The organism is Extensimonas perlucida, from assembly GCF_007655255.1.
In the GTDB taxonomy this organism is placed as follows: Bacteria; Pseudomonadota; Gammaproteobacteria; order Burkholderiales; family Burkholderiaceae_C; genus Extensimonas; species Extensimonas perlucida.
On sequence record NZ_VMYE01000020.1, the window covers coordinates 1 to 24,237 of the forward strand.

Below are 24,237 nucleotides of genomic sequence, written 5' to 3' on the forward strand. Positions count from 1 at the left end.
TCTACAACCACCACTTGCCCCAATCAGCCCTGCAGAGCAAGACGCCTATGCAGGCTATGAGTGGGTGGTACGATTCATACCCTCATTTGTTCCATCGGCGGCCTTATGATCGTCCGGGACTGGACACTTACCCAATGGAGAAGAGTTCAAGATAGGACGCGCCGGAATTGGAATCCATGCCTATCTCATAGCATCCGACCAGAATGAAAAACGCAGCAGTGCCTTGCGGGAAAAATTGAGAGTGGATGCCGAAAATGGAACGATTTCTGCCGAAATCAGAGATCAAGCCCAAAGGGTCCTACGATTCATTGAAAGCATCAATAGCGGGATGCGGATGGAAATCAGCCTGGCTCCCATAGCTGCCAAGATCGACTTGGCCGCAATGGTCAAAGAGTAAGCTCCGGGAGCGCAGCACCGTGTTTGGAATCGATCAGCCTGCTCTCGAAGCGATGGCGCGCAGTGAAGCACTGCAGAACCTGAAATCACTACCTCCTGGCATGCTTGACCGCGTTGCCAAACAGATTAGGGACACCCTGAAAAACGCCTTTTCAAGCGTGCTACGCCGGTCTGGTTTTTCATGTCGTGGGATTCCGGTCGATTGGGCCTGAACGACGCTGATTTTTGCCCGCGTCAGTGTCGTTTTCGCGTGTTTTACGGCCCCTTTGCCATTTTCGCGCAGCCTTTGCAGGCTTTCGGGCGCACTCATGCCTTGGCACCCATCAATGTGTGACGCACCATCCACAGGTTGGACAGCGCAAACAGCGTCTTGATCTGCAAATAATTGGAATCTGACCCCAATTTCCAAAGGGCCGAGCGCAGCGAATGCCCGTGCGGTATCCCCGCCCTTCTGTATGCGCCGAGGAGCGCAGCGCCCGGCGGATAAAGGGCGCGCGATTGTTTGAGCGAAGCGCAGCGCAGCGAGTTTCGCGCGACCCCGCCGGGTGCGAGCACCGCAGGTTGCCCTGACCGCCGCGAGGCGGGCAGGGACGCAGACAGCAGGGTCGCCTTCTTTTGCCTTCTTTTCTTGGCGAGACAAGAAAAGAAGGTGCGCCGTCGGGCGCAACTCCCGGCGCCCGCACTTCGCCCAATCACCTGCGCCCAATAATTGGAATCTGACCCCAATTTCCCCCCTTCACCCCTCGCAACTGCGCCAAGCCCTCCCCCCGAGCTGCGGGCGCAGCGCGTCGGCCTGGGGACGCAGGGCTTCGGTGACGGCGGGCAGGCGCAGGACGTAGGCGGTGCCGGCGGGGCGCTCGGGCACCACGCGCGCGGTGCGCACGCCCTTGGCGCGCAGCTCGGTCAGGGCGCGCTGGGCGGCATCCTCGCTGCTGTAGCGGCCCAGCGACAGGCCGGGCTCCCAGGCGGCGCCGGGGCGGTCGAAGGCGATGCCGAGTTCACGCAATTCGGCCTTTTTTTTGTCGAGCAAGTCCTCCTGCGGGAAGCGCCCCAGATACACCATCCAACGCCCCGCGACCGGAACGGGGTCTAGCGTCCAGCTGCCTTGCGGCCAGCGCGCCAGGGCCTTGCGCAGCGTCTCGGCCTGGTGCGCGTCGAAGGTGCCGGCCTGCAGGCATACCGTGGGCGCCGCGGAGGGGCGGGAGGCCGCTGCGGGGCCGGTTGGATGGGGGGCGGCAGCGGCCACGGACGCCGCTTCGGCAGCGGTGGCTGGAGCCGATGCGGGTGCTGCGGCTGCGTCGGTCGGGGGCGCAGACGCCGCAGGCACCGCCGAAGAGGCTGCCGATGTGCTGGAAGGCGCGGAAGATGAGACAGAGAAGGGGGCGGAGGCCGGCGCTGTGCGCAGGATTTGCAGCGTCTCGGGCCGGATTTGCTGCAGCTGGTGCTGCGGCTCGGAAGTCTCGGCGGGCGCGAGGCCCAGCGCGCGCAAGGCGCCGTGCGACCAGGCGAAGTAGCCAAGGTTTAGCAAAAACAGGAGCAAGACGAAGAAGCGCAGCATGGGCAAAGAGCTTATTTGGCAGCGGACGATGGCGCCGCGGGAGGGCCTGAGGTGGCCGCGCCGACGGCGCCGGAGTCATCGGCAGCACCCGCTCCGGCGGCGCCAACAGCGCGGGCGCGCGGGCGCACGCTGACCTCGGAACTCGTGACGCTGCGCAGGCCCGTGGGCGTTTGCACCTGCAGGGCGCCGTCCGCGCCCACGCCTTGCGCCACGCCGCTCGTGCCGTCGCTGAGCAGCACTTCGCGCCCTGCCAGAAGGTCGCGCGCGGCGTAGCGGGCGCGCAGCGGCGCAAAGCCGTGCGCGGCGAAGGCTTGCACGGTGGCGAGTAGCGGCCCCAGCAGGCGCAGCAGCGCGCTGGGCGCGTCCATGCCTTGGAGCCTGTCGGACTTTGGAGTCGTCGGCTGCGAATCCGGCAAAAACGGATCTCGCTGGGGCGCATTCTCGCTATCGACGCCCAAAGCCTGGCAGGCTCCTGGCGCGATGTCTTGCAGGCAGGCGGGCGGCGTGGCGAGTCCTTGCGCGTCGCGCGGGCGGATGTTGATGCCTATGCCTATGACCACGTAGCGCGCTGATGCGGACGCTGAGGTGCGCGGCTGTGCGGCAAAGCCGGGCGCCGCGTCCGGCAGCACGAAGCTCGCTGTCTCGATCAGGATGCCGCCGAGCTTGCGGTCGTCGGCCAGCCACAAGTCGTTGGGCCACTTGAGGCCCAGGCGCAGCTTACGATCAAGCGCACCGAGTTCCGGCTGCAGGCTCTCGGCCACGCTCAGCCCCACGGCCAGCGACAGGCCCGACCAGTCGCGCGGCGCGAGCGGCAGGCCCAGCGAAAAGGTTAGCGAATCGCCGGGGCTGCTGAGCCATTGCCGCCCCAGGCGCCCGCGCCCTGCGGTCTGCTGCTCGGCCACGAGCAGCGTGGGCACGCAGTGCCCGTCGCGTGCGCGGCGCATGAGCTCGGTGTTGGTCGAGTCGATGCGCTCGAGCACCTCGACGATCCCGCCCGGCAGGTGCGCCGTGAGCGCCTGCTGCAGTGCGGCGATGGGCCAGACAGGTCTGTCCGCGCTGGCGGCGTCGGTGGCTGCGTGCAGGGGCGTTTGCGTCATGGCTGGCCCCGGCGTGCGCTTTTGCGCGCGCGCTTGGGCGCGAGCAGCGTGCCCCGGCAGTCGGGGCTGCCGCAGCGGCAGGCGTATTCGGCCTTGAGCTTGGCCGTCTGGCGCGCGTCGATCACGAGCGCGTAGTCGAAGCTCAGCTCCTCGCCCGCGCGGATGTTGCGCAGCGCGACGATGAAGATGCGGCCCGCGCGTTCGTCAGCGTAGCAGTTGGGCGCGCAGCTGTGGTTGATCCAGCGCGAGGCGTTGCCGCCCACCTTGCCGTCGATCACGTGTTCGTCATCGATGTGGAAGTAAAACGTGTGCTGCGGCTGCGCCGGATCGTGCGGGTGGCGCGCCAGCGCCTCCTGCCAGCTGATGACTTCGCCGGTATATTCGATCAGCACCTCGCCCTCGGCGATGTCCTGCAGCGCGAACACGCCCCTGCCGTGCACGGCCGAGCGCCGCACCTGCAGGCGCCGGCCCCGGCCCCGCACAGCAGTGGCAGGAAAATCTTCCGCCGCCGCGGCGGCATTCGTGCAAGACATGGCAAAACTCTGTTAATTTGAAATTTGCACCTGCGCGCGCGTGTATGCGCGCGCAAGGCCAAACATTGTAGAAAACACACCAAAATATTCCGCATGAGCAAAACCCTGGTCATCGCCGAAAAGCCTTCCGTCGCGCAAGACATCGTGCGCGCCCTCACGCCCGTGGCGGGCAAGTTCGACAAGCACGACGATTATTTCGAGAACGAGCGCTACATCGTCACCAGCGCCGTGGGCCACCTGCTCGAGATCCAGGCGCCCGAAGCCTACGACGTCAAGCGCGGCAAATGGAGCTTTGCGCACCTGCCCGTGATTCCGCCGTATTTCGAGCTCAAGCCCGTGGACAAGACCAAGAGCCGCCTGAGCGCCGTGGTGCGCCTGGCGCGGCGCAAGGACGTGACCGAGCTCATCAACGCCTGCGACGCGGGCCGCGAGGGCGAGTTGATCTTCCGCCTGATCGAGCAGTACGCGGGCGGCAGCAAGAACGGCCACCCCGTGCCGCTGGGCAAGCCCGTGCGGCGCCTGTGGCTGCAGTCCATGACGCCGCAGGCCATCCGCGACGGCTTTGCCGCGCTGCGCTCGGACGCGCAGATGCAGGGCCTGGCGCAGGCCGCGCGCAGCCGCTCCGAGGCCGACTGGCTCGTGGGCATCAACGGCACGCGCGCGATGACGGCGTTCAACTCGCGCGACGGCGGCTTCTTTTTGACCACCGTGGGCCGCGTGCAGACGCCCACGCTCTCGCTCGTGGTCGAGCGCGAAGAAAAAATCCGCCGCTTCGTGAGCCGCGACTACTGGGAAGTGCACGCGAGCTTTGCCGCGCAGGCCGGCCACTACCCCGGCAAGTGGTTCGACCCGCAATGGAAGAAAAGCGAAGACCCCGAAGCCCGCGCCGACCGCCTCTGGTCTGAGCCACAGGCGCGCGCCATTGCCGACGCGGTGCGCGGCAAGCCGGGCCGCGTGCACGAAGAAAGCAAACCCAGCACGCAGGCCAGCCCGCTGCTCTTTGACCTGACCAGCCTGCAGCGCGAGGCCAACAGCAAGTTCGGCTTCAGCGCCAAGACCACGCTTGCGCTCGCGCAAAGCCTGTACGAGCGCCACAAGGCGCTGACCTACCCGCGTACCGACGCGCGCGCCCTGCCCGAAGACTACCTGCCCGTCGCGCGCGACACGCTGCGCACGCTCGCGGCAAGCGGCCTGCGCCACCTCGCGCCGTTCGCGCAGCAGGCGCTAGACGGCGACTACGTGCGTCCGAGCAAACGCATCTTCGACAACAGCAAGGTCAGCGACCACTTCGCCATCATCCCCACGCTGCAGCCGCCCAGCGGCCTGTCCGAGGCCGAGCAAAAGCTCTACGACCTCGTGGCGCGGCGCTTTCTGGCGGTGTTCTTCCCGAACGCCGAATACCTCGTGACCACGCGCATCACCACCGTGGAAGACAAGCACCACTTCAAGACCGAGGGCAAGGTGCTGGTGCAGCCGGGCTGGCTTGCGATCTACGGCAAAGAGGCCGCGGCCGAGACCGAGGACGGCAAGGAAGCCAAAGAAGGCGAGAAAAACCAAAGCCTCGTGCCCGTGCAGCCGGGCGAGCAGGTGCGCACCGAGCAGGCCGAACCCAAGGGCCTGAAAACCCGCCCGCCCGCGCGCTACACCGAAGCCACCTTGCTCAGCGCCATGGAAAGCGCAGGCAAGCAAGTGGAAGACGAAGAACTGCGCGCCGCCATGCGCGAAAAAGGCCTGGGCACGCCGGCCACGCGCGCGGCCATCATCGAAGGGCTGATCGCCGAAAAATACCTGCTGCGCGACGGCCGCGAGCTCGTGCCCACGCCCAAGGCCTTCCAGCTCATGACGCTGCTGCGCGGCCTGGGCGTGGAAGAACTCTCGCGCGCCGACCTCACCGGCGAGTGGGAATACAAGCTCGCGCAGATGGAAAAAGGCCAGCTCAGCCGCGACGCCTTCATGGCCGAGATCGCCGCCATGACCGAGCGCCTGGTGCAAAAAGCCAAGGAATACGACCGCGACACCATCCCCGGCGACTACGCCACGCTGCAAACGCCCTGCCCCAACTGCGGCGGCGTGGTCAAGGAAAACTACCGCCGCTTCGCCTGCATGGGCGCGCACGGCGACGGCGCGGGCTGCGGCTTCTCGTTCAGCAAGTCGCCCGGCGGGCGCACCTTTTCCACGGCCGAGGCCGAGCAGCTGCTGCGCGACAAGCGCATCGGCCCGCTCGAAGGCTTTCGCTCCAAGGCCGGCTGGCCCTTCACGGCTGAGCTCGCGCTCGTGTTCGACGAGGACAGCAAAAACTACAAGCTCGAATTCGACTTTGGCGACGACGGCAAGGCCGACGAAGCCGGCGCGCCCGTGGACTTTTCCGGGCAGGAAAGCCTGGGCCCTTGCCCGCGCTGCGGCGCGCCCGTCTATGAGCACGGCAGCAACTACGTCTGCAGCAAGTCCGTGCCCACGCCCGAGCAACCCGTGCCGAGCTGCGACTTCAAGACCGGCAAGATCATCCTGCAGCAGCCCGTGGAGCGCGCGCAGATGCAAAAGCTGCTCGCCACGGGCAAGACCGACCTGCTCGACAAATTCATCAGCACGCGCACGCGCCGCCCGTTCAAGGCGCACCTGGCCTGGGACAAGGACGCGGGCAAAGTCGGCTTCGAATTCGCGCCGAGCAAATTCCCGCCGCGCGCGGGCGCCACAAGCGCCGCGGGCGCATCCAAATCAGGAGCTTCTGACGCAGGTGCAGCAAGTGCTGGAGGCCAAAAAGACTCAAAATCAGCGGGCGGAAAAACCACGGCAAAAGCTGCGGGCAAGCGCGCAGCAAAAACCACCGCCAAAACCAGCGCCGCGAAATCGGTCGCTGCGAAATCCGCCGCTGTCAAAGCGCCACGCGCGCCCGCCGCAGGCCGCGCGCCCAGCCCCGAGCTCGCCGCCGTGATCGGCCCCGAACCCGTGGCGCGCACCGAGGCGCTCAAAAGAGTCTGGGACTACATCAAAGCCCACGGCCTGCAAGACGCCACGAACAAACGCGCGATCAACGCCGACGCCAAGCTGCAGCCGCTGTTCGGCAAACCGCAAATATCGATGTTCGAACTTGCGGGGATTCTCGGCAAGCATTTGGGCTGAGGGGCGGGGCTCACCTGCCGTCCTCGACCGCCAGCGGCAGCCTCGTGTCGAATTTCGCGCGCCGGGTGGCGAAAAAGGCGCGCACGTTGCGCACGTTCGCGTCGCTCGTGAACAGGCGCTGCGCGAGCGCCTGGTAGCTCGGCATGTCGCGCGTGTGCACCACGAGGATGAAGTCCGGCCCCGGCGCGACGCGCCAGCATTGCTGCACGCACTCCTCGGCCACGGCGCGCGCCTCGAAGGCGTCCAGCTGCTCCGCGCCTTGGCGCTCCAGCGACACCTCGACGATGCACGCGAGGCCGTGCCCTTGCAGGGCGGCGAGCCGCTCGGGCGCCAGGATGGCGACCTGCCGCTCGATGAGCCCGAGCGCACGCAGCCGCTGCACGCGGCGCAGGCAGGTGGGCGGCGAGACATGCACCTTGGCGGCGAGCGCCTGCTGGCTCAGCGAGGCGTCCTGCTGCAGCAGGTCCAGCAGGCGCAGGTCGGTGGCGTCCAGTTGGAAGGTTTCAGTTTTCTGCATGGATATGAAAATAAATTTCAGGCATGGGTAGGTCTGAAATATAGTTTCAAAATCGGCTGAAATTCGAGCGCCAAAGAAAAAGCTCTTTGCCTACGATGGCAGCCGTTTCGCCCAAGGAGGTTTTCATGTGCGGCATCGTCGGCGCGGTTTCCACGCGCAACATCGTTCCCATCCTGGTGCAGGGCCTGCAGCGGCTCGAGTACCGCGGCTATGACTCGTGCGGCATCGCCGTGCACGCGGGCAGCCTGGCGCCGCAGGGCGCCGCGGGCTTGCAGCGCGTGCGCGGCACCGCGCGCGTGGCCGAGCTGCTCGCGCAGGTGCAGGCGCAGCAGCTCGAAAGCGCCACGGGCATCGCGCACACGCGCTGGGCCACGCATGGCGCGCCCACGGTGGACAACGCGCACCCGCATTTCAGCCACGGTGCATGCGGCGACGAGGCCGACGCCGACGCGGGCACGCCCGGGCGCGTGGCCCTGGTGCACAACGGCATCATCGAAAACTACGAAGAGCTGCGCGCGCGGCTGCAGGCGCGCGGCTACCGCTTCACGAGCCAGACCGACACCGAGGTGATCGCGCACCTGGTGGACAGCCACTACGGCGGCGACCTGTTCGCCGCGGTGCAGGCCGCGGTGGCCGAGCTGCGCGGCGCCTACGCGATCGCCGTGCTGCACCGCGACGAGCCGCACCGCCTCGTGGGCGCGCGCGCGGGCTCGCCGCTGGTGCTGGGCGTGGGCCAGGGCGGGGCCGAGCACTTCGTGGCGAGCGACGCGATGGCGCTCGCGGGCGTGACGGACCAGATCATCTACCTCGAAGAAGGCGACCTCGTCGATCTGCAGCCGGGGCGCTACTGGATCGTCGGCCCGGCGGGGCGCCCGCTCACACCGCAGGAGCGCCCCGTGCGCACCGTGCAGGCCTTCAGCGGCGCGGTCGAGCTCGGGCCGTACCGCCATTACATGCAAAAAGAAATTTTCGAGCAGCCGCGCGCGCTCGCTGACACGCTCCAGGGCGTGGCGGGCATCGTGCCCGAGCTGTTCGACGGCATTGCGCAGCCGGGCCGCCCGCACCAAGCCGCGTGGCGCGTGTTCCAGGAGATCGACCGCGTGCTGATCCTGGGTTGCGGCACGAGCTATTACAGCGGCTGCGTCGCGCGCTACTGGCTCGAAGACATCGCCGCAATCCCCACGCAGGTCGAGGTCGCGAGCGAATACCGCTACCGCGCGAGCGTGCCCGACGCGCGCACCCTGGTCGTGGTCATCAGCCAGAGCGGCGAGACCGCCGACACGCTGGCCGCGCTGCGCCACGCGCAAAGCCTGGGCATGCGCCACACGCTCACCATCTGCAACGTCGCCACGAGTGCCATGGTGCGCGAGTGCGCGCTTGCCTACATCACGCGCGCCGGCGTCGAAATCGGCGTGGCGAGCACCAAGGCGTTCACGACGCAGCTCGCGGGGCTGTTTCTGCTCACGCTCGCGCTAGCACAATCCCGCGGGCGCCTGGCCAAAGCGCAGGAAGATGCACATCTCAAGGCCATGCGCCACCTGCCTGCGGCGCTGCATGCGGCGCTCGCGCTCGAGCCGCAAATCATCAGCTGGGCCGAAGCCTTCGCGAGCAAAGAAAACGCCTTGTTTCTGGGCCGCGGCATGCACTACCCGATCGCGCAGGAAGGCGCGCTCAAGCTCAAGGAAATCAGCTACATCCACGCCGAGGCCTACCCCGCGGGCGAGCTCAAGCACGGCCCGCTCGCGCTCGTCACGAGCGCCATGCCGGTGGTCACCATCGCGCCCAACGATGCGCTGCTCGAAAAGCTCAAGAGCAACATGCAGGAGGTGCGCGCGCGCGGCGGCCAGCTTTACGTGCTCGCCGATGCCGGCACGCAGATCGACAACGGCGAAGGCATGCACGTCATCCGCATGCCCGAGAACTACGGCCCGCTGAGCCCGCTGCTGCACGTGGTGCCGCTGCAGCTGCTGGCCTACCACACCGCCTGCGCGCGCGGCACCGACGTGGACAAGCCACGCAACCTGGCCAAGTCGGTGACGGTGGAGTAGGGCGGGCGATTGCGTGTCGCCATTCTCTGGCAGGGACTTCGGCGACCAAACTCCGGCAGGCTCCAGGGATCACGGTTGCACCCCCTCGTTCAGAATGTCGAGATAGGCCGGATAGGCAAACACACGCTCGCGCTTGCGGCCGGTGATCTCGCGTGCGATGCCCAGGCGCTCCAGCGCTTCGACTGCCCGCGCGGCGGTGGGGAAGCTCAGGCTCGTCGCTGCGGCCAAGGTGTGGATGCTGGCCAAAGGCCGGCGGCGCAGGGCGTCGAACACACGCAAGGCGTTGGCCGCGGCGCGGCCCAGGGTTTGCACGTGCGCGGCATCGGCGGCAAACAGGGCGAGCAGCCGGTGCGCGGTGTCCACGGCACCCGTGGCGGTTTGCTCTACCCCTTCAAGGAAGAAGTCGAGCCAAGCCTCCCAGTCGCCGGCGGTGCGCACGACATCGAGCAAGCGGTAGTACTCGACACGGTGCTTCTTGAAGTAGAGCGAAAGGTACAGGAGCGGCTGACGCAGCACGCCGTCATGGTGCAGGATCAAGGCAACGAGCAGTCGCCCGACGCGACCATTGCCATCCAGGAACGGGTGGATGGTTTCGAATTGCACATGGGCGAGCGCCGCCTTGACCAGCGCTCCTGGGGCCTCGGGGGCGTGCAGGAAGCGCTCCAGCGCGGCCATGCAAGGCTCGACTTCGGGCGGTGGCGGGGGGACATACTGGGCATTGCCGGGGCGGGTGCCGCCGATCCAGTTCTGGCTGCGGCGAAACTCGCCCGGCTGCTTGTCGGCACCCCGCCCGCGCGCGAGCAGCCTGCCGTGGATTTCGCGCAGCAACCGGTTGCTCAAGGGGAAGCCATCGGAAAGCCGCGCCAGCCCATGCTCCAGCGCCGCCACATAGTTGGAGACCTCGACCACGTCGTCGAAAGGCACGCCGGGCGCTTGGTCGAGCTCGAACAGTAGCAGGTCGGAGAGCGACGATTGCGTGCCTTCTATTTGGCTGGAGAGCACGGCTTCGCGCCGCACATAGGCATAGAGAAAGAGATCGGGCTCTGGCAGCAGCGCCGTAATGGCGTCGAGCCGACCGCAGGCGAGCAGCGCCCTCTCCAGCCGCCTTTGGATGGACGCAGTGAGCAGGAGCGGCGGGGTGGGCGGCAGAGGATGGGGAACGAAAGCGCGCACGGCCTCCCCGGCAGTGGATGCCAGCCTATATTCGCCGGTGAGACCTCGTTCCAAACTCGCCTCCTCTGACCTGTTCATGCAAAGACCATGAACAGGCTCTTATTCATGCCCGCGTGAATAGCCCGGTGCATTATTTGCATTTTCTGCGCTTTGTGTAAATAACGACCATGCGCGCGCCGGACGCTGATCAAGAGCGCCAAGTGTGTGGCGCGTGTGCAAAAGAAGGCGTAAAGGGCAGGGAAGGAAGCAATTTTCACCAAAGTGCCAAAATTTGCGCCCATGCTGTGCTCTTTTGTTTTTTTGTTCACTTTCTCAGTCTGCCCTGCGCGGTACGCCTGCGCGCGCTGGGGCATTCATAGCCATCTCTCGTGCACGCAATGCGGGCTGTCAGCGCCATGAATCCTCCGCCTCTTCAGTGTCTGCCCGGCCAAGCCTGGCCGCTGGGTGCGACGCCCATGGTGCTGGGTGGGCGTGCGGGGTTCAACATGGCGGTGTTTTCGCGCCGCGCCACGCGCATAGAGCTGTGCTGCTTCAGCGCCGACGGCAGCACCGAGACGGCGCGGCTACCCTTGCCCGCGTGCACCGACGGCATTTGGCACGGCTTCGTGCCCGGCCTGGGCGCGGGGCAGCGCTACGGCCTGCGCGCCTACGGGCCGTGGGATCCGCGCGCGGGGCATTTCTTCAACCCGGCCAAGCTGCTCATAGACCCGTGGGCGCGCTCGCTGCCCGGCGCGGTGGACAAGCTCGCGCTCGAAGTCGGCTTTCGCGCCGACGCGCCGGAGCTGCCCGACCCCGCGGACAACGCCGCGCGCATGCCGAAGGCGCGTGTGCTCGACCTGGAGGCCGAGCTGCGCGCGGGCGCCGCGATCGCGCCCGGCCCCGGCATTGCAATGGCGCGCACCGTGCTGTATGAGGCGCATGTCAAGTCGCTGACCCGGCTGCACCCCGAGGTGCCCGAGGCGCAGCGCGGCACCTACGCGGGGCTCGCGAGCCCGGCCATGCTTGCGCACTACCGGCGCATAGGCGTCACCAGCCTGTGCCTGCTGCCGGTGCAGCGCCACCTCGACGAACGCCACCTGATCGAGCGCGGCCTGGTCAACCACTGGGGCTACAACACGTTGGGCTTTTTCGTGCCCGAGCCGCGCTACGCGAGCGCCGCGGCGCGTGCCGACGCGCTTGGCGCGCGCCTCGACGACGCGGGCGTGCGCTCCGAATTTCGCGCCATGGTCGATACGCTGCACCGCCACGGCATCGAAGTGCTGCTCGACGTGGTCTATAACCACAGCGCCGAGGGCGGCGCGCTCGGGCCCACGCTGTCGTGGCGCGGGCTCGACAACGTGGGCTGGTACGCGCTCGACGCGCAAGGCCACTACCAGAACCCCACGGGCTGCGGCAACACCTTCGACATGGGCGGGCCGCATGTGGTGCAGATGGTCATGGACAGCCTGCGCTGGTGGGTGCAGGCCTTTGGCGTCGACGGCTTTCGCTTCGACCTCGCGGTGTCGCTGGGGCGCGACCCGCTGCTCGGGCGGCATTTCCATCCGTTGGGTGCGCTGTTCGCGGCGATCGCGCAAGACCCCGTGCTCGCGCGCGTGAAGTGGATCGCCGAGCCCTGGGACGTGGGCGCGGGCGGCTACCAGATCGGCCGCTTCGGCCCGCGCTGGCACGAGTGGAACGACCAATTCCGCGACACGCTGCGCGCCTGGTGGCTCGGGCCGGTGTGCACGCGCGGGCAGCTCGCGCGGCGCATCACCGGATCGAGCGACATTTTCGAGCCCACGGGGCGCAGCCCGCTCGCGAGCATCAACATGGTCACCGCGCACGACGGCTTCACGCTCGCCGACCTGACCGCGTACAGCCGCAAGCACAACGAAGCCAACGGCGAGCACAACCGCGACGGCAACGACTACAACCTCAGCGCCAACGGCGGCCACGAGGGCCCGACGCAAGACCCGGTCATTTTGCAGCGGCGTGCGCGCCGGCGCCGCGGCCTGCTGGCCACGCTGCTCGTCGCACAAGGCGTGCCGCAGTTGCTCGCGGGCGACGAGATCGCGCACAGCCAGCAGGGCAACAACAACGCCTATTGCCAGGACAACCCCATCAGCTGGCTCGACTGGGCGCAGGCCGACCGGCAGCTGACAGATTTCGTCGCGGGCCTCACGGCGCTGCGCCGCCGCTACCCGGGACTGCGCCACGCACAGTGGTTCCACGGCGCGCCGCTGCCCGGCGAGCATTGGCCCGATATCGAGTGGCGCACGGCCAAGGGTGCTCCGCCCGCACTCTCGGATTGGGAGCGCGCAGACGGTCGCCTGCTGGTCTGCACGATCACCGTGGGCGAGGCCGACCAGCCGGCGCACGAGCGCCTGCTGCTGGTCGTGCACGCGGGCGAGGAGGCCGTGGACATCCAGCTGCCGCCCGGGCACTGGCAGCCGGTGCTCGACAGCGCGCAGGCCTGGGTGGCATGCGATGGTTCAGAGGCTGCGTCGGCCATCGTGCAAACGGTGTTTCGCGTATCCGCCCAGAGCGTGCACCTGCTCGTCCAGCCCTTGCACTATGCACCCCGCGCCCTGCCGCCACCCCCCAAAGAGCCCACGCCATGACAGCGCCCATGCACCCCCTCTTGTCGCGTCGTGCCAGCGGCGTGCTGCTGCACCTGACCAGCCTGCCTGGCCCGCACGGCTCGGGCGATCTGGGGGCGGAGGCGGGGCATTTTCTCGACTGGTTGCAGTCGGCGGGGCAGACGCTGTGGCAGGTGCTGCCGCTCACGCCGCCGGGCGCGGGCGTGTCGCCGTACCAGAGCCCTTCGGCCTTTGCCGGCAGTCCCTGGCTGGTCGATCTGGACGAGCTGGTGCGCTGCGGCTGGCTCGATGGGGCGGTGCTGCAACGCGGCCCCCCTTTCCCCATGGGCCATTGCGACTTTGCGCGCGTGCTGCCCTGGCGCGCGGCGGCCCTGCGCACGGCCTGGCAGGGCTTCGTGGCGCGTGCCGGCGCCCCCGAGCGGCAGGCGCTGGCCGACTTCGTGCAGGCGCAGGCGCACTGGCTTCAGGATTACGCCCTGTTCATGCTGCTGCACGAGCGCCACGGCGAGCCCTGGAACCGCTGGCCCGCGCCCTATGCGTGGCGCGATGCGCAGGCGCTAGCGGCGCTGCGCCGCGATGCCGCTGCCGAGCTCGATTTCTGGCACTTCGTGCAATGGCGCTTTCACGTGCAATGGCAGGGGCTGCGTGCGCAGGCGCAGGCGCGCGGCATCCATTTCGTGGGCGACGTGCCGATTTTCGTCGCGCACCACAGCGCCGACGTATGGGCCCGGCCGCAGCTGTTTCAGCTCGATGCGGATGGCGCGCCGCTGCTCGTGGCCGGCGTGCCGCCCGACTATTTCAGCGCCACGGGCCAGCGCTGGGGCAACCCGCTGTACCGCTGGGACGCGATGGCCGCCGACGGCTACGCCTGGTGGGCGCAGCGCCTGGCGCATTTGCTGACGCAGGTCGACGTGGTGCGCATCGACCATTTCCGCGGCTTCGAATCGTGCTGGGCGATCCCTGCGCATGCACCCACGGCCGAGGGCGGACACTGGCAGGCGGGGCCGGGGCGCGCGCTGTTCGACGCGCTGCGCGAGCGCCTCGGGCCGCTGCCCGTGATCGCCGAAGACCTGGGGCTGATCACCGAGGCCGTGCATCGGCTGCGCCAGGACTGCTGCTTTCCGGGCATGCGCGTGGCACAGTTCGCCTTTGGCGACACCGCGGCCAACCCCTACCTGCCGCACAACTACGAACCACTCACCGTGGCCTACACGGGCACGCACGACAACGACACCACCGCGGGCTGGTGGCAAAGCATGGATGCAGCGCTGCGCCGCAAAGTGCTCGATTACCTGGGCCCCGCGGCGGCGCAGGAAATCCATTGGGCGCTGATCCAGTCGCTGTCGCAATCGGTTGCGCGCACGCTCGTCGTACCCTTGCAGGACGTGCTGGGGCTCGATGGCAGTCACCGTATGAACACACCAGGGCATACCGAAGGCTGCTGGCGCTGGCGCTTTGACTGGTCGCAGGTCGGGCCTGAGGCCGGCGCGCGCCTCGCAGCCATGGCGCGAGCGCATGGGCGCAGCGGTGGTTGATGGGGGCCTGCCGACGGGACGGCAGGCGCAGGCGCGAAAATATCTTCACAGGCATCCAAGGAGACGGCCATGGACTACAACGATCCTTATCAGCTCGCGCGCCGTACCATCGCGCTCGTGCTTGCGGGCGGGCGCGGCTCGCGCCTGCAGGCGCTGACCGACCGGCGCGCCAAGCCTGCGGTGTATTTCGGCGGCAAGTTCCGCATCATCGACTTCGCGCTCTCGAACTGTCTCAACTCGGGCGTGCGCCGCATCGGTGTGCTCACGCAATACAAGTCGCACAGCCTGCTGCGCCATTTGCAGCGCGGCTGGTCGTTCTTGCGCAGCGAGTTCAACGAATTCCTCGACCTGCTACCCGCGCAGCAGCGCATCAACGAACAGTCGTGGTACCTGGGCACGGCCGATGCGGTCTATCAAAACCTCGACATCGTGCGCGCGCACCAACCGCAGTTCCTGCTCGTGCTCGCGGGCGACCACGTGTACAAAATGGACTACGCCAAGCTGCTGGCCGACCACGTGGCGCAGGGCGCGCCGTGCACCGTGGCCTGCATCGAGGTGCCGCTGGCCGAGGCGAGCGGCTTCGGCGTGATGGCGATCGATGCGCAGCGGCGCATCGTGCGCTTCGACGAAAAGCCCGCGCAGCCCGCACCCATGCCGGGGCGCCCCGGCCACGCGCTCGCGAGCATGGGTGTGTATGTGTTCGACGCCGAATACCTGTACCGCCTGCTCGACGCCGACGCGGCCAATGCGCTCTCGAGCCACGACTTCGGCAAGGACCTGATCCCGGCCATCGTCGCGCGCGGCGAGGCCGTGGCGCATCCGTTCGGCCTTTCATGCGTCACGAGCAGCCTCGAAGCGCCGCCCTACTGGCGCGACGTGGGCACCGTCGATGCCTACTGGGCCGCGAACATAGACCTCACGAACACCGTGCCCGAACTCGACATGTACGACCGCGAATGGCCGATCTGGACTTACCAGGAGCAGCTGCCGCCGGCCAAATTCGTGTTCGACGATGAGGGGCGGCGCGGCATGGCCGTGGATTCGCTGGTCTCGGGCGGCTGCATCATCTCGGGCGCGCTGGTGCGGCGCTCGGTGCTGTTTTCGCGCGTGCGCCTCAATTCCTTCAGCACGGTCGAGGAATCCGTTCTTTTGCCCGGCGTCGAGGTGGGGCGCAGCTGCCGCCTGCGCAAAACCATCGTCGATACGGGTTGCCACATCCCTGAGGGCATGCACATCGGTCTGGACGCCGAGGACGACGCGCGCCGCTTTCTGCGCACCGAGCAGGGCGTGGTGCTGGTCACGCGCGACATGCTCGATCGCCTTGCGCCAAACAATTCCGCCGCCGAGGCCCACGCCACACCAGGAGCTGCGGCTTGAAAATCCTCTACGTCTGCAGCGAATTTTTTCCCTTGCTCAAAACGGGCGGGCTGGCGGACGTGAGCGCGGCCTTGCCTGCTGCGCTCAGGGCCGCGCATGCCGACGTCAGGCTCGTGTTGCCGGCCTTTCCAGCGATTCAAAACGGCGTCGATGTGACCGGGCCTGCGCTCGCGCTCGGCTTTGCCGGCGGCCCGCGCGTGGCGCACGCGGCACCCGGGCAGAGCGCGCCGCGCCTGCTGCCGGGGCGCGTGCGCGTGGGCGGCCAGCCCGTGTACCTGCTCGACGCGCCCGCGCTCTACGCGCGCCCGGGCGGCCCCTACCACGACGCGCAAGGGCACGAGTGGCCCGACAACGCCGAGCGCTTCGCGCTGCTCGGCTGGGCTGCGGCGTGCCTCGCGCTGGGCGCCGACCCTGGCTGGCGCCCCGAGGTGCTGCACGCGCACGACTGGCACGCGGGCCTCGCGCCGCTGTACGCGCGCGAGCTCGCGCGCGCGCTGGGCGCGCGGCCCCCCGCGAGCGTGTTCACCATCCACAACCTGGCCTATCAGGGCTTGTTCCCCGCGCACCTGCTGGGCGCGCTGGGGCTGCCCGGCTGGGCGTTTGGCATGGATGGGCTGGAGTTTTATGGCCAGATTTCGTTCATGAAGGCCGGCATCCAATACGCGGATGCCATCACCACCGTGAGCCCGCGCTACGCGCGCGAAATCCAGACGCCCGAGCAGGGCTGCGGCCTCGACGGGCTGCTGCGCGCGCGCGCCGACCGCCTGCTGGGCATCCTCAACGGCGTCGACTACACGGTCTGGAACCCGGCCCAAGACCCCTTTATGGCACCAGAGTTTGCTTTCGACCGCGATCGGCTCGACGGCAAGGCACGTGCCAAGCGGGCCTTGCAGCAAGCACTGGGCTTGCAGCCACGCGCCGACGCGCTGCTGTTCGTCGCCGTGAGCCGGCTCAGCGAGCAAAAGGGCTTGCACCTGCTGCCGGCAGTGCTCGACACGCTGCGCGCGCGCGGCGGCCAGGTCGCGGTGCTGGGCAGCGGCGATGCCGCGATCGAGGCGGCGCTGCAGCAGGCATTTGCGAGCCACGGCGACCACGCCGCGCTGCGCCTGGGCTACGACGAAGCGCTCGCGCACCGCCTGGTCGCGGGCGGCGACGTGCTGCTCATGCCCTCGCGCTTCGAGCCCTGCGGGCTCACGCAGCTCTATGCGCTGCGCTATGGCACGCTGCCGCTGGTGCACGAAGTCGGCGGTCTGGCCGACACCGTGACCGACTGCGCGCTCGAAAACCTCGACGACGGCAGTGCCAGCGGCTTTGTGTTCCACTCCTTCGCCGCCGCGGGCCTGGAGGCAGCCGTGCGCCGCGCCTTTGCGCTGCGCCGCCGCGCGCCAGAATGGGCCGCGGTGCAGCGCCACGCGATGCAGCTGCGTTTCGAATGGGCGCACGCGGCGCACCACTATTTGGAGCTTTTTTCGCGGTTTACGCACGCGGGATCTGCGTAAGCAGCTCTTCTTTTTGATGAAATCGATGCAAAAGCCATGAACAACGAAACCCTCGATTTCCAGGTCGAGCACCCGAGCAACTCGGTGCAGGCCCTGCGCGACTCGATCGCGACCTGGCTGGTCTATGCCGTGGGCAAAGACCCGAGCTCGGCCACCCAGCGCGACTGGCTGTTTGCCATCGTCTATGCGGTGCGCGAGCGCGTCATGGATCGCTGGAGCGAAACGCGCAAGCTCACGCGCGAGCAGGACGCCAAGCAGCTGTATTACCTCTCGATGGAATTTCTCATGGGCCGCATGCTCACGAATGCGCTCATGGCCGCCGGCATCTACGACGAAACGCGCGCCGCCTGTGCGCTGCTGGGCGCGGACTTCGACGCGCTCGCCAACCTCGAGGCCGAGCCGGGCCTGGGCAACGGCGGCCTGGGGCGGCTGGCTGCGTGCTTCATGGATTCGCTCGCCACGCTGGGCCTGCCCGCGATGGGCTATGGCATACGCTACGACTACGGCATGTTCACGCAGCGCATCCTTGATGGCCGCCAGGTCGAAGAGCCCGACAACTGGCTCGTGGGCGGCAACCCGTGGGAATTTGTGCGCCCCGAGGCCGGCTGCACGGTGCACTTCGGCGGCCGCGTCGTGCCCGGCGAGGGCGGCGCGCTCGCCTGGGTCGATGCGCCCGAAGACGTGATCGCCACCGCCTACGACACGCCCGTGCCCGGCTACCAGCTGCACGCGGTGGCCACGCTGCGCCTGTGGTCGGCACGCGACAGCGACACCATCAACCTCGAGGCTTTCAACCAGGGCGACTACTTTCGCGCCGTCGAGGCCAAGAACGAGGCCGAGAACGTCTCGCGTGTGCTCTACCCCGAAGACAGCTCCGAGCGCGGGCGTGAGCTGCGCTTGCGCCAGGAATACTTTTTCGTGAGCGCCTCGATCCAGGACATCGTGCGCCGCTTCCTGCGCGACCACGGCGATTTCGCCCAGTTTGCCGACAAGGTCGCGATCCACCTCAACGACACGCACCCGGCGCTCGCCGTGCCCGAGCTCATGCGCCTGCTGGTTGACGAGCAGCACCTCGACTGGGACACCGCCTGGGGCCTGTGCACGCGCGTGTTCAGCTACACCAACCACACCTTGATGCCCGAGGCCCTCGAGACCTGGCCCGTCGATCTGTTGGGCCGCCTGCTGCCGCGCCACCTGCGCATCATCTACGACATCAACGCGCGCTTTCTGGCCCAGGTGCACGCGCAGCATCCCGACGACAACGACCTGCCGCGGCGCGTCTCGCTGATCGAGGAGAACGGCGGCCGGCGCGTGCGCATGGCCTTTTTGTGCGTGCTCGCGAGCCACAAGGTCAACGGCGTGTCGCAGCTGCACAGCGAGCTCATGGTGCGCAGCATTTTTGCCGACTTCGCGCATATCTTCCCGGATCGTTTTTGCAACAAGACCAACGGCATCACGCCACGGCGCTGGCTCGCGCAGGCCAACCGCCCGCTGTCGGCATTGATAGACGCGCGCGTGGGCACCGACTGGCGGCGCGACCTCGACGAGCAGCTCGCCGTGCTCAAGCCGCTCGCCGATGACCCCGTGTTCAACAACGCCGTGCGCCTGGCCAAGCAGCAAAACAAGCAGCGCCTGGCCGACTACATCGCGCGCGAGCTCGGCGTGCAGCTCGACGTCGAGAGCCTGTTCGACGTGCAGGTCAAGCGCATCCACGAATACAAGCGCCAGCTGCTGAACCTGCTGCACGTGATCACGCGCTACCACCAGATCCAGGCGCGCCCGCAGGACGACTGGGTGCCGCGCACCGTGATCTTCGGCGGCAAGGCGGCGTTCGCCTACCAGATGGCCAAGAAGGTCATCCGCCTGATCAACGACGTGGCGCGCACCATCAACTGCGACCCCGTCGTGGGCAACCGGCTCAAGGTGGTGTTCGTGCCCAACTACCGCGTCACGCTGGCCGAACTCATCATCCCCGCGGCCGACCTGTCGGAGCAGATTTCACTCGCGGGCACCGAAGCCTCGGGCACGGGCAACATGAAATTCGCGCTCAACGGCGCGCTCACCATAGGCACCTGGGACGGCGCGAACATCGAGATCGCGCAGCAGGTCGGGATGGACAACATCTTCATCTTCGGCCACCGCGCCGAAGAAGTGGCCGAGCTGCGCGCCAAGGGCTACCGGCCGCGCAGTTACTACGAACAAAACTACGACCTCAAGACAGCCATAGACCGCATCGCCGACGGCACCTTCTCGCCACAGGAGCCGCAGCGTTACCACGACGTCGTGAACCTGTTGCTCGAAACCGACTACTACCAGCTGCTCGCCGACTACGCCGACTACGTCGCCACGCAGCAGCGCGTTGATGCGCTCTATCGCAACCCGAGCGAATGGACGCGCAAGGCCATCCTCAACATCGCCAGCATGGGGCGGTTCTCGTCCGACCGCACGATCCAGGAATACGCGGACGAAATCTGGGCGCTCAAGCCGGTTGCATGAGGCGGGCCGCCGTTCGCGGCGGCGGCTGCGGGTTCAGACGCGGGTTGTATTCGCGCCTGTGACGACGGGCTTGAACACGCGCAGCCACTTGGTCGCCGGAATGCCCCAGCGCCCCTGCACGGCTTCGGCGCGCGCCTGCAGCTCGGCGCGTGGCGGGCGGCTTGGCGTGCGCTGCGCGAGCAGCACGGTGTTGCCCTCGCGCGTGGGCTTGAAGGCCCACAGCGCCTCGGCGCCGAAGGCCTCGCCGAGCGCCTGCACGCTGCGCTCAAAGCTGGCCGCGCGGCCAAACAGGTTCACCGTCATGCAGCCGTCGTCGCTGAGCAGCGCACGGCAGTCGGCGTAAAACGCGGCGCTGTCGAGCACCGGCGCCGCGGCCTCGTGGTCGTACAAGTCCACCGCGAGCGCATCCACCGTGCCCAGCCACATCGGGTCGCGGATCTCCTGCGCCGCGTCGGCCAGCACCACGCGCAGCTTGGGGCCGTCGGGCGGCAGCTTGAACCAGCTGCGGCACACCGCGAGCACCTGCGGATTGAGCTCCACGGCGGTGCAGCACATGTGCAGTTTTTTGTAGCAAAACTTCGTGATCGCGCCTGCCCCAAGCCCCAATTGCAACGCATGCCGCTGGCGCACGCTCGCAGGCTCCACGAAGAGCAGCCAGGCCATCATGCGCTGCACGTACTCGAGCTCGATCGCAAACGGATCGGCCAGGCGCATCGAGCCCTGGATCCAGGGTGTGCCCAGGTGCAGGTGGCGTACCGGGCCGTCTTCGGAGATGCTGACTTCGGGCAGGCTGGCGGCGGCTTTGGTGACGGTTTTGGAAGCGGTCTTGGCAGTGGACATGCAATGAAAAACTCAAACGAGGCCATAGCGGGCGAACAGCTCGCCCCAGGCCTGCAATTTACGCGCAAAACTCCAGGACGCATTCGCCGGGCTCGTCGAGGGCAGGCGGTGCACGGGTACGCCGAGCCGGGCCGTCTGGCGCGCGTGGCGAAAGCTCTCGCCGCCGTTGTGCGCGATGGCGGCAAGCGCTGGGCAGTGCGCTTGCAGCAGCGCAAAGTCGTTCACCTCGGCGTTGCGGATCTGCGCGTCCAGGCTGCCGGTGCGCGTGCAGCGCGCATACACGTCCCACAAGCCCAGGCCGCGCGCGCGCAGCCAGTCGCAGCGCTGCGCATAGCCTTCGGGCGCGTCCAGCGCGGGCAGGGGACGCGCGGGCCATAGCGCCTGCAGGATGCGCCAGAAGTGGTTTTGCGGATGCGCGTAATACTGTTGCGCGCGCAAGGACGCCACGCTCGGAAAGCTGCCGAGCACGAGCACGCGCGTGTGCGCGCCCACCACGGGCGGCAGGCCGGTCAGCAGTGCATCGGGTGCGGCGGCGGTAGCGGTCATGGCAATGCCCAAGATACTTCCAAAATAATAGCTGCTTGCGCTTGATATATAAGGGCTAGGAGCCTGTCGGACTTTGGAATCGTCGGCTGCGAATGCGCCGCAGCGGCCCATTTTTTACCGTCTTCTTGCCCCATAGCACCACTATGGGGCTGCGAATCCGGCAAAAACTGGCCTCGCTGGGGCGCATTCTCGTTACCGACGCCCAAAGTCCGACAGGCTCCTGGAGGCCAAAAAGACCAAAAATGTCGTGAGACACCCTCACGCGCGCATGCCCACGATGGCCGCGCCCAGGATCAAGGCCGTGGCGAGCACCAGGCTCGCGCTGGGGCTTTGCCCGCGCACGAGCATCAGCAGCGCCGTCGAGGCCACGGGCGTGATGTAGCTCAGGATGCCGATGTGCCGCGCATCACCGAGCTTGAGCGCCTTGTCCCACAGAAAAAACGCCCCGCCCAAAGGCCCCAGGCCGAGCAGCGCGAGCAAGGCCCAGTCGCGCGCCTGCAGCTGCACGGCGGGCTCGAGCAGCGCGTGGCACAGCAGCGCGAGCAGGCCTGACACCAGCCCGAACAGGCCGATCGCCGTCGTCGGGAACGCCGCCACGCGCCGCGTCAGCAGCGAGTAGCTGGCCCAGATAAAGGCCGCGGCGAGCGCCGGCAGGTAGCCCCAGGCGCGCGCGGCCTCTGGCGCGCGCCCGCCCGTGATCGCGAGCGCCGCGCCCGTAAAGCCGAGCAGCCCCGCCACCACATGCGTCCAGCGCAGCCGCATGCCCGGCAGCAGCAGCGGCGCCAGCAGCACGATGAGCAGCGGCCACAGGTAGTTGAGCAGGTTGGCCTGCACGGCGGGCGCATGGCGCAGCGCGATGAAGAGCAAAAAATGGTAGGCGAACAGGCCGTAGATGCCCAGCGCGAGCGTACGCAGCGGAATGCGCCACTGCGCCGGATCGCGCAGCACCAGCGGCCAGGATGGCACGCTGCCCAGCACCAGCGCCGCGCCGGTCAGAAACAGCGGCGGCACGTGGCCCAGCGACACCGCAAGCGCGGCGAGCGATGCCCACAGCGCGATCGCGCCCAGCGCATAGGCATTGGCACGCAGGTGCATGGGCGCAATCTGCTCTTCTGCGGCGGGCGCGGGGCTTTGCTTTTCAGACCCCGGCCGCATGCGCCTGCAGGTCGGCGTGGTAGCTCGAGCGCACCAGCGCTCCCACGGCGGCATGGCTGAAGCCCAGCGCGTAGGCGGCTTCCTCGTACATCTTGAAGGTGTCGGGATGCACGTAACGCCGCACGGGCAAGTGGCTGGTGCTGGGCGCGAGGTACTGGCCTATGGTCAGCATGTCGATATCGTGCGCGCGCATGTCGCGCAGCACCTGCAGCACCTCTTCGTCGGTCTCGCCCAGGCCCACCATGATGCCGCTCTTGGTCGGCACGCCAGGGTGCTGCGCCTTGAACTTCTTGAGCAGGTTCAGGCTGAACTGGTAATCCGAGCCCGGCCGCGCTTCTTTGTACAGGCGCGGCACGGTCTCGAGGTTGTGGTTCATCACGTCGGGCGGCGCTGCGCGCAGGATGTCGAGCGCGCGGTCGTCGCGGCCACGGAAGTCTGGCACCAGAATTTCGATCTGCGTCTGCGGCGAAAGCGCGCGAATCTGCTGGATGCAGGCCACGAAATGGGCGCTGCCGCCGTCGCGCAGATCGTCGCGGTCCACGCTCGTGATGACCACGTACTTGAGGCGCAGCGCGGCCACGGTGCGCGCGAGGTTCAGCGGCTCGTCGGGGTCGAGCGGATCGGGCCGACCGTGGCCCACGTCGCAAAACGGGCAGCGGCGCGTGCATTTGTCGCCCATGATCATGAAGGTGGCCGTGCCCTTGCCGAAGCATTCGCCGATGTTCGGGCAGCTCGCCTCCTCGCACACCGTGTGCAGCTTGTGCGCGCGCAAGATTTCCTTGACCTCGTAAAAGCGCGAGCCCGCGGCGCTGGCTTTGACGCGGATCCATTCGGGCTTGCGCAAGACCTCGCCGGGCGTGACCTTGATGGGAATGCGCGCGAGCTTGGACGCCGCCTTGTGCTTGGCCAGCGGGTTGTAGGCTTCGGGGGATTGCGCTTCGCGCACGATGTCGGAGGAGCTCATGGCAGGAGGGGGCAAGACGGTGGAGGGTGGCCAAGGTCGGGCCGCGGGGAGGGATGAACTTCAGGGGGCAAGCCAGATGCCGAGCTGCTGCGCGAGCACCTGCGCGGCCTCCTCCCAGGTGGTGTGCACGCCGATTGTAGAAAGGTCTATGGTGCGCAACTGCGCATAACCACAAGGGTTGATGCGCGTAAAGGGCTCGAGGTCCATCGCCACGTTGAGCGCCACGCCGTGGTAGCTGCAGTGCCGGCTGACCTTGATGCCCAGCGCCGCGATCTTGCCCAGGCCGGAAAAATCGGGCGCGGGGGCCCTGCTGCCGGGCTCGCTGGCCGACTCGCTGCCTGCCGCAATTTCGCTGCGCTCGATGTTGCGCGGCCGCTGAGGAAGCATCGCGTGCCCCGTCGGATCGGCCAGACGCACGTAGATGCCCGGCGCCCCCGCCACGCGGTGGCCCGTCACGCCAAAATGCGCGAGCGTACGCAGCACAGCCTCTTCGAGGCGATGCACGTATTCCTTGACGTAATAGCCCGCGCGCTGCAAGTCTATGAGCGGGTAAGCCACCACCTGCCCCGGCCCATGGAAAGTCACCTGCCCGCCGCGGTTGGTCGCGACCACGGGGATGTGACCAGGCGCCAGGATATGCTCATTTTTGCCTGCCAGACCTTGCGTATAGACCGCTTCGTGCTCGCACATCAGCAGCATGTCAGGGCTGTGCGGCGTGCGCGTGGCGGTGTAGTCCTGCATGGCTTGCACGGTGGCCGCGTAGTCCGCGCGGCCGAGCATATGCAGTTCCAGTGGCATGGGCAT

The 24,237-nt window shown here is 67.7% G+C and carries 18 protein-coding genes and 1 pseudogene; 8 read left to right on the plus strand and 11 right to left on the minus strand.

The genetic code is table 11. The annotated features are described in order from the left end of the window. Positions 1 to 155, plus strand: a pseudogene (locus FK527_RS13780) (IS481 family transposase); the annotation flags it as partial. Between the two features lie 977 nt (positions 156 to 1,132). On the opposite strand, the gene FK527_RS13790 reads toward FK527_RS13780, so the two are convergent. The 3 genes from FK527_RS13790 to FK527_RS13800 are packed head-to-tail and all read right to left on the minus strand — an operon-like array spanning position 1,133 to position 3,584. Further along, positions 1,133 to 1,954, minus strand: a complete 822-nt coding sequence (locus FK527_RS13790; RefSeq protein ID WP_144735017.1) for an SPOR domain-containing protein — start codon at positions 1,952 to 1,954, stop codon at positions 1,133 to 1,135. Positions 1,955 to 1,965: 11 nt separating this feature from the next. After that, positions 1,966 to 3,051, minus strand: a complete 1,086-nt coding sequence (locus tag FK527_RS13795) for a biotin--[acetyl-CoA-carboxylase] ligase (RefSeq protein WP_144735018.1) — start codon at positions 3,049 to 3,051, stop codon at positions 1,966 to 1,968. Next, on the minus strand, positions 3,048 to 3,584 hold the full coding sequence (locus tag FK527_RS13800; RefSeq protein ID WP_144735020.1) for an SET domain-containing protein: 537 nt from the start codon (positions 3,582 to 3,584) through the stop codon (positions 3,048 to 3,050). Before FK527_RS13800 ends, FK527_RS13795 begins: the two co-directional genes overlap by 4 nt. A gap of 93 nt (positions 3,585 to 3,677) precedes the next feature. On the opposite strand from FK527_RS13800, the gene FK527_RS13805 reads away from it, so the two are divergent. Continuing rightward, positions 3,678 to 6,704: a DNA topoisomerase III gene (locus tag FK527_RS13805; RefSeq protein WP_144735022.1), complete on the plus strand. Its 3,027-nt coding sequence runs from the start codon at positions 3,678 to 3,680 to the stop codon at positions 6,702 to 6,704. Positions 6,705 to 6,714: 10 nt separating this feature from the next. Here FK527_RS13805 and FK527_RS13810 read toward each other — a convergent pair whose 3' ends face one another. Then, positions 6,715 to 7,221: an Lrp/AsnC family transcriptional regulator gene (locus FK527_RS13810; RefSeq protein WP_144735024.1), complete on the minus strand. Its 507-nt coding sequence runs from the start codon at positions 7,219 to 7,221 to the stop codon at positions 6,715 to 6,717. Between the two features lie 125 nt (positions 7,222 to 7,346). Here FK527_RS13810 and glmS point away from each other — a divergent pair, with 125 nt between their 5' ends. Next, positions 7,347 to 9,269, plus strand: coding sequence for a glutamine--fructose-6-phosphate transaminase (isomerizing) (gene glmS, locus FK527_RS13815; protein WP_144735026.1), 1,923 nt, complete (start codon positions 7,347 to 7,349; stop codon positions 9,267 to 9,269). Positions 9,270 to 9,338: 69 nt separating this feature from the next. On the opposite strand, the gene FK527_RS13820 is transcribed toward glmS, so the two are convergent. Together FK527_RS13820 and FK527_RS13825 are read right to left on the minus strand one after the other, a co-directional pair. Continuing rightward, positions 9,339 to 10,496, minus strand: a complete 1,158-nt coding sequence (locus FK527_RS13820) for a Fic family protein (RefSeq protein ID WP_144735028.1) — start codon at positions 10,494 to 10,496, stop codon at positions 9,339 to 9,341. Between the two features lie 20 nt (positions 10,497 to 10,516). Further along, a complete protein-coding gene (locus FK527_RS13825) occupies positions 10,517 to 10,795 on the minus strand; it encodes a hypothetical protein (protein ID WP_144735030.1) in 279 nt (92 codons plus the stop codon). Between the two features lie 42 nt (positions 10,796 to 10,837). On the opposite strand from FK527_RS13825, the gene glgX reads away from it, so the two are divergent. From glgX to FK527_RS13850, 5 genes are all read left to right on the plus strand, one after another. Further along, complete coding sequence (glgX, locus tag FK527_RS13830) at positions 10,838 to 13,042, plus strand: glycogen debranching protein GlgX (protein ID WP_222116159.1); 2,205 nt, start codon at positions 10,838 to 10,840, stop codon at positions 13,040 to 13,042. 8 nt (positions 13,043 to 13,050) lie between these two features. Further along, positions 13,051 to 14,556: a 4-alpha-glucanotransferase gene (gene malQ / locus FK527_RS13835; RefSeq protein WP_144735035.1), complete on the plus strand. Its 1,506-nt coding sequence runs from the start codon at positions 13,051 to 13,053 to the stop codon at positions 14,554 to 14,556. Positions 14,557 to 14,625: 69 nt separating this feature from the next. After that, complete coding sequence (gene glgC / locus FK527_RS13840) at positions 14,626 to 15,933, plus strand: glucose-1-phosphate adenylyltransferase (protein WP_144735036.1); 1,308 nt, start codon at positions 14,626 to 14,628, stop codon at positions 15,931 to 15,933. Further along, positions 15,930 to 17,432: a glycogen synthase GlgA gene (gene glgA / locus FK527_RS13845; protein ID WP_144735038.1), complete on the plus strand. Its 1,503-nt coding sequence runs from the start codon at positions 15,930 to 15,932 to the stop codon at positions 17,430 to 17,432. Before glgC ends, glgA begins: the two co-directional genes overlap by 4 nt. A 36-nt stretch (positions 17,433 to 17,468) precedes the next feature. Beyond that, entirely contained in the window at positions 17,469 to 19,928 is a 2,460-nt protein-coding gene (locus tag FK527_RS13850; protein ID WP_144735040.1) for a glycogen/starch/alpha-glucan phosphorylase, read from the plus strand. Positions 19,929 to 19,961: 33 nt separating this feature from the next. Here the strand turns inward: FK527_RS13850 and FK527_RS13855 are convergent, their stop codons facing one another. The 5 genes from FK527_RS13855 to lipB all read right to left on the minus strand — a co-directional run bounded on the left by FK527_RS13855 (position 19,962) and on the right by lipB (position 24,231). Then, on the minus strand, positions 19,962 to 20,768 hold the full coding sequence (locus tag FK527_RS13855) for a class I SAM-dependent methyltransferase (protein WP_144735042.1): 807 nt from the start codon (positions 20,766 to 20,768) through the stop codon (positions 19,962 to 19,964). Positions 20,769 to 20,780: 12 nt separating this feature from the next. Then, positions 20,781 to 21,314 (minus strand): DNA-deoxyinosine glycosylase, encoded by a 534-nt coding sequence (locus tag FK527_RS13860; RefSeq protein WP_144735044.1) that lies wholly within the window; start codon positions 21,312 to 21,314, stop codon positions 20,781 to 20,783. 258 nt (positions 21,315 to 21,572) lie between these two features. Then, positions 21,573 to 22,403, minus strand: coding sequence for a DMT family transporter (locus FK527_RS13865; RefSeq protein WP_144735121.1), 831 nt, complete (start codon positions 22,401 to 22,403; stop codon positions 21,573 to 21,575). Between the two features lie 49 nt (positions 22,404 to 22,452). Continuing rightward, on the minus strand, positions 22,453 to 23,433 hold the full coding sequence (gene lipA / locus FK527_RS13870; protein ID WP_144735046.1) for a lipoyl synthase: 981 nt from the start codon (positions 23,431 to 23,433) through the stop codon (positions 22,453 to 22,455). A gap of 60 nt (positions 23,434 to 23,493) precedes the next feature. Then, a complete protein-coding gene (lipB, locus tag FK527_RS13875) occupies positions 23,494 to 24,231 on the minus strand; it encodes a lipoyl(octanoyl) transferase LipB (RefSeq protein ID WP_144735123.1) in 738 nt (245 codons plus the stop codon). Positions 24,232 to 24,237 lie beyond the last annotated feature (6 nt).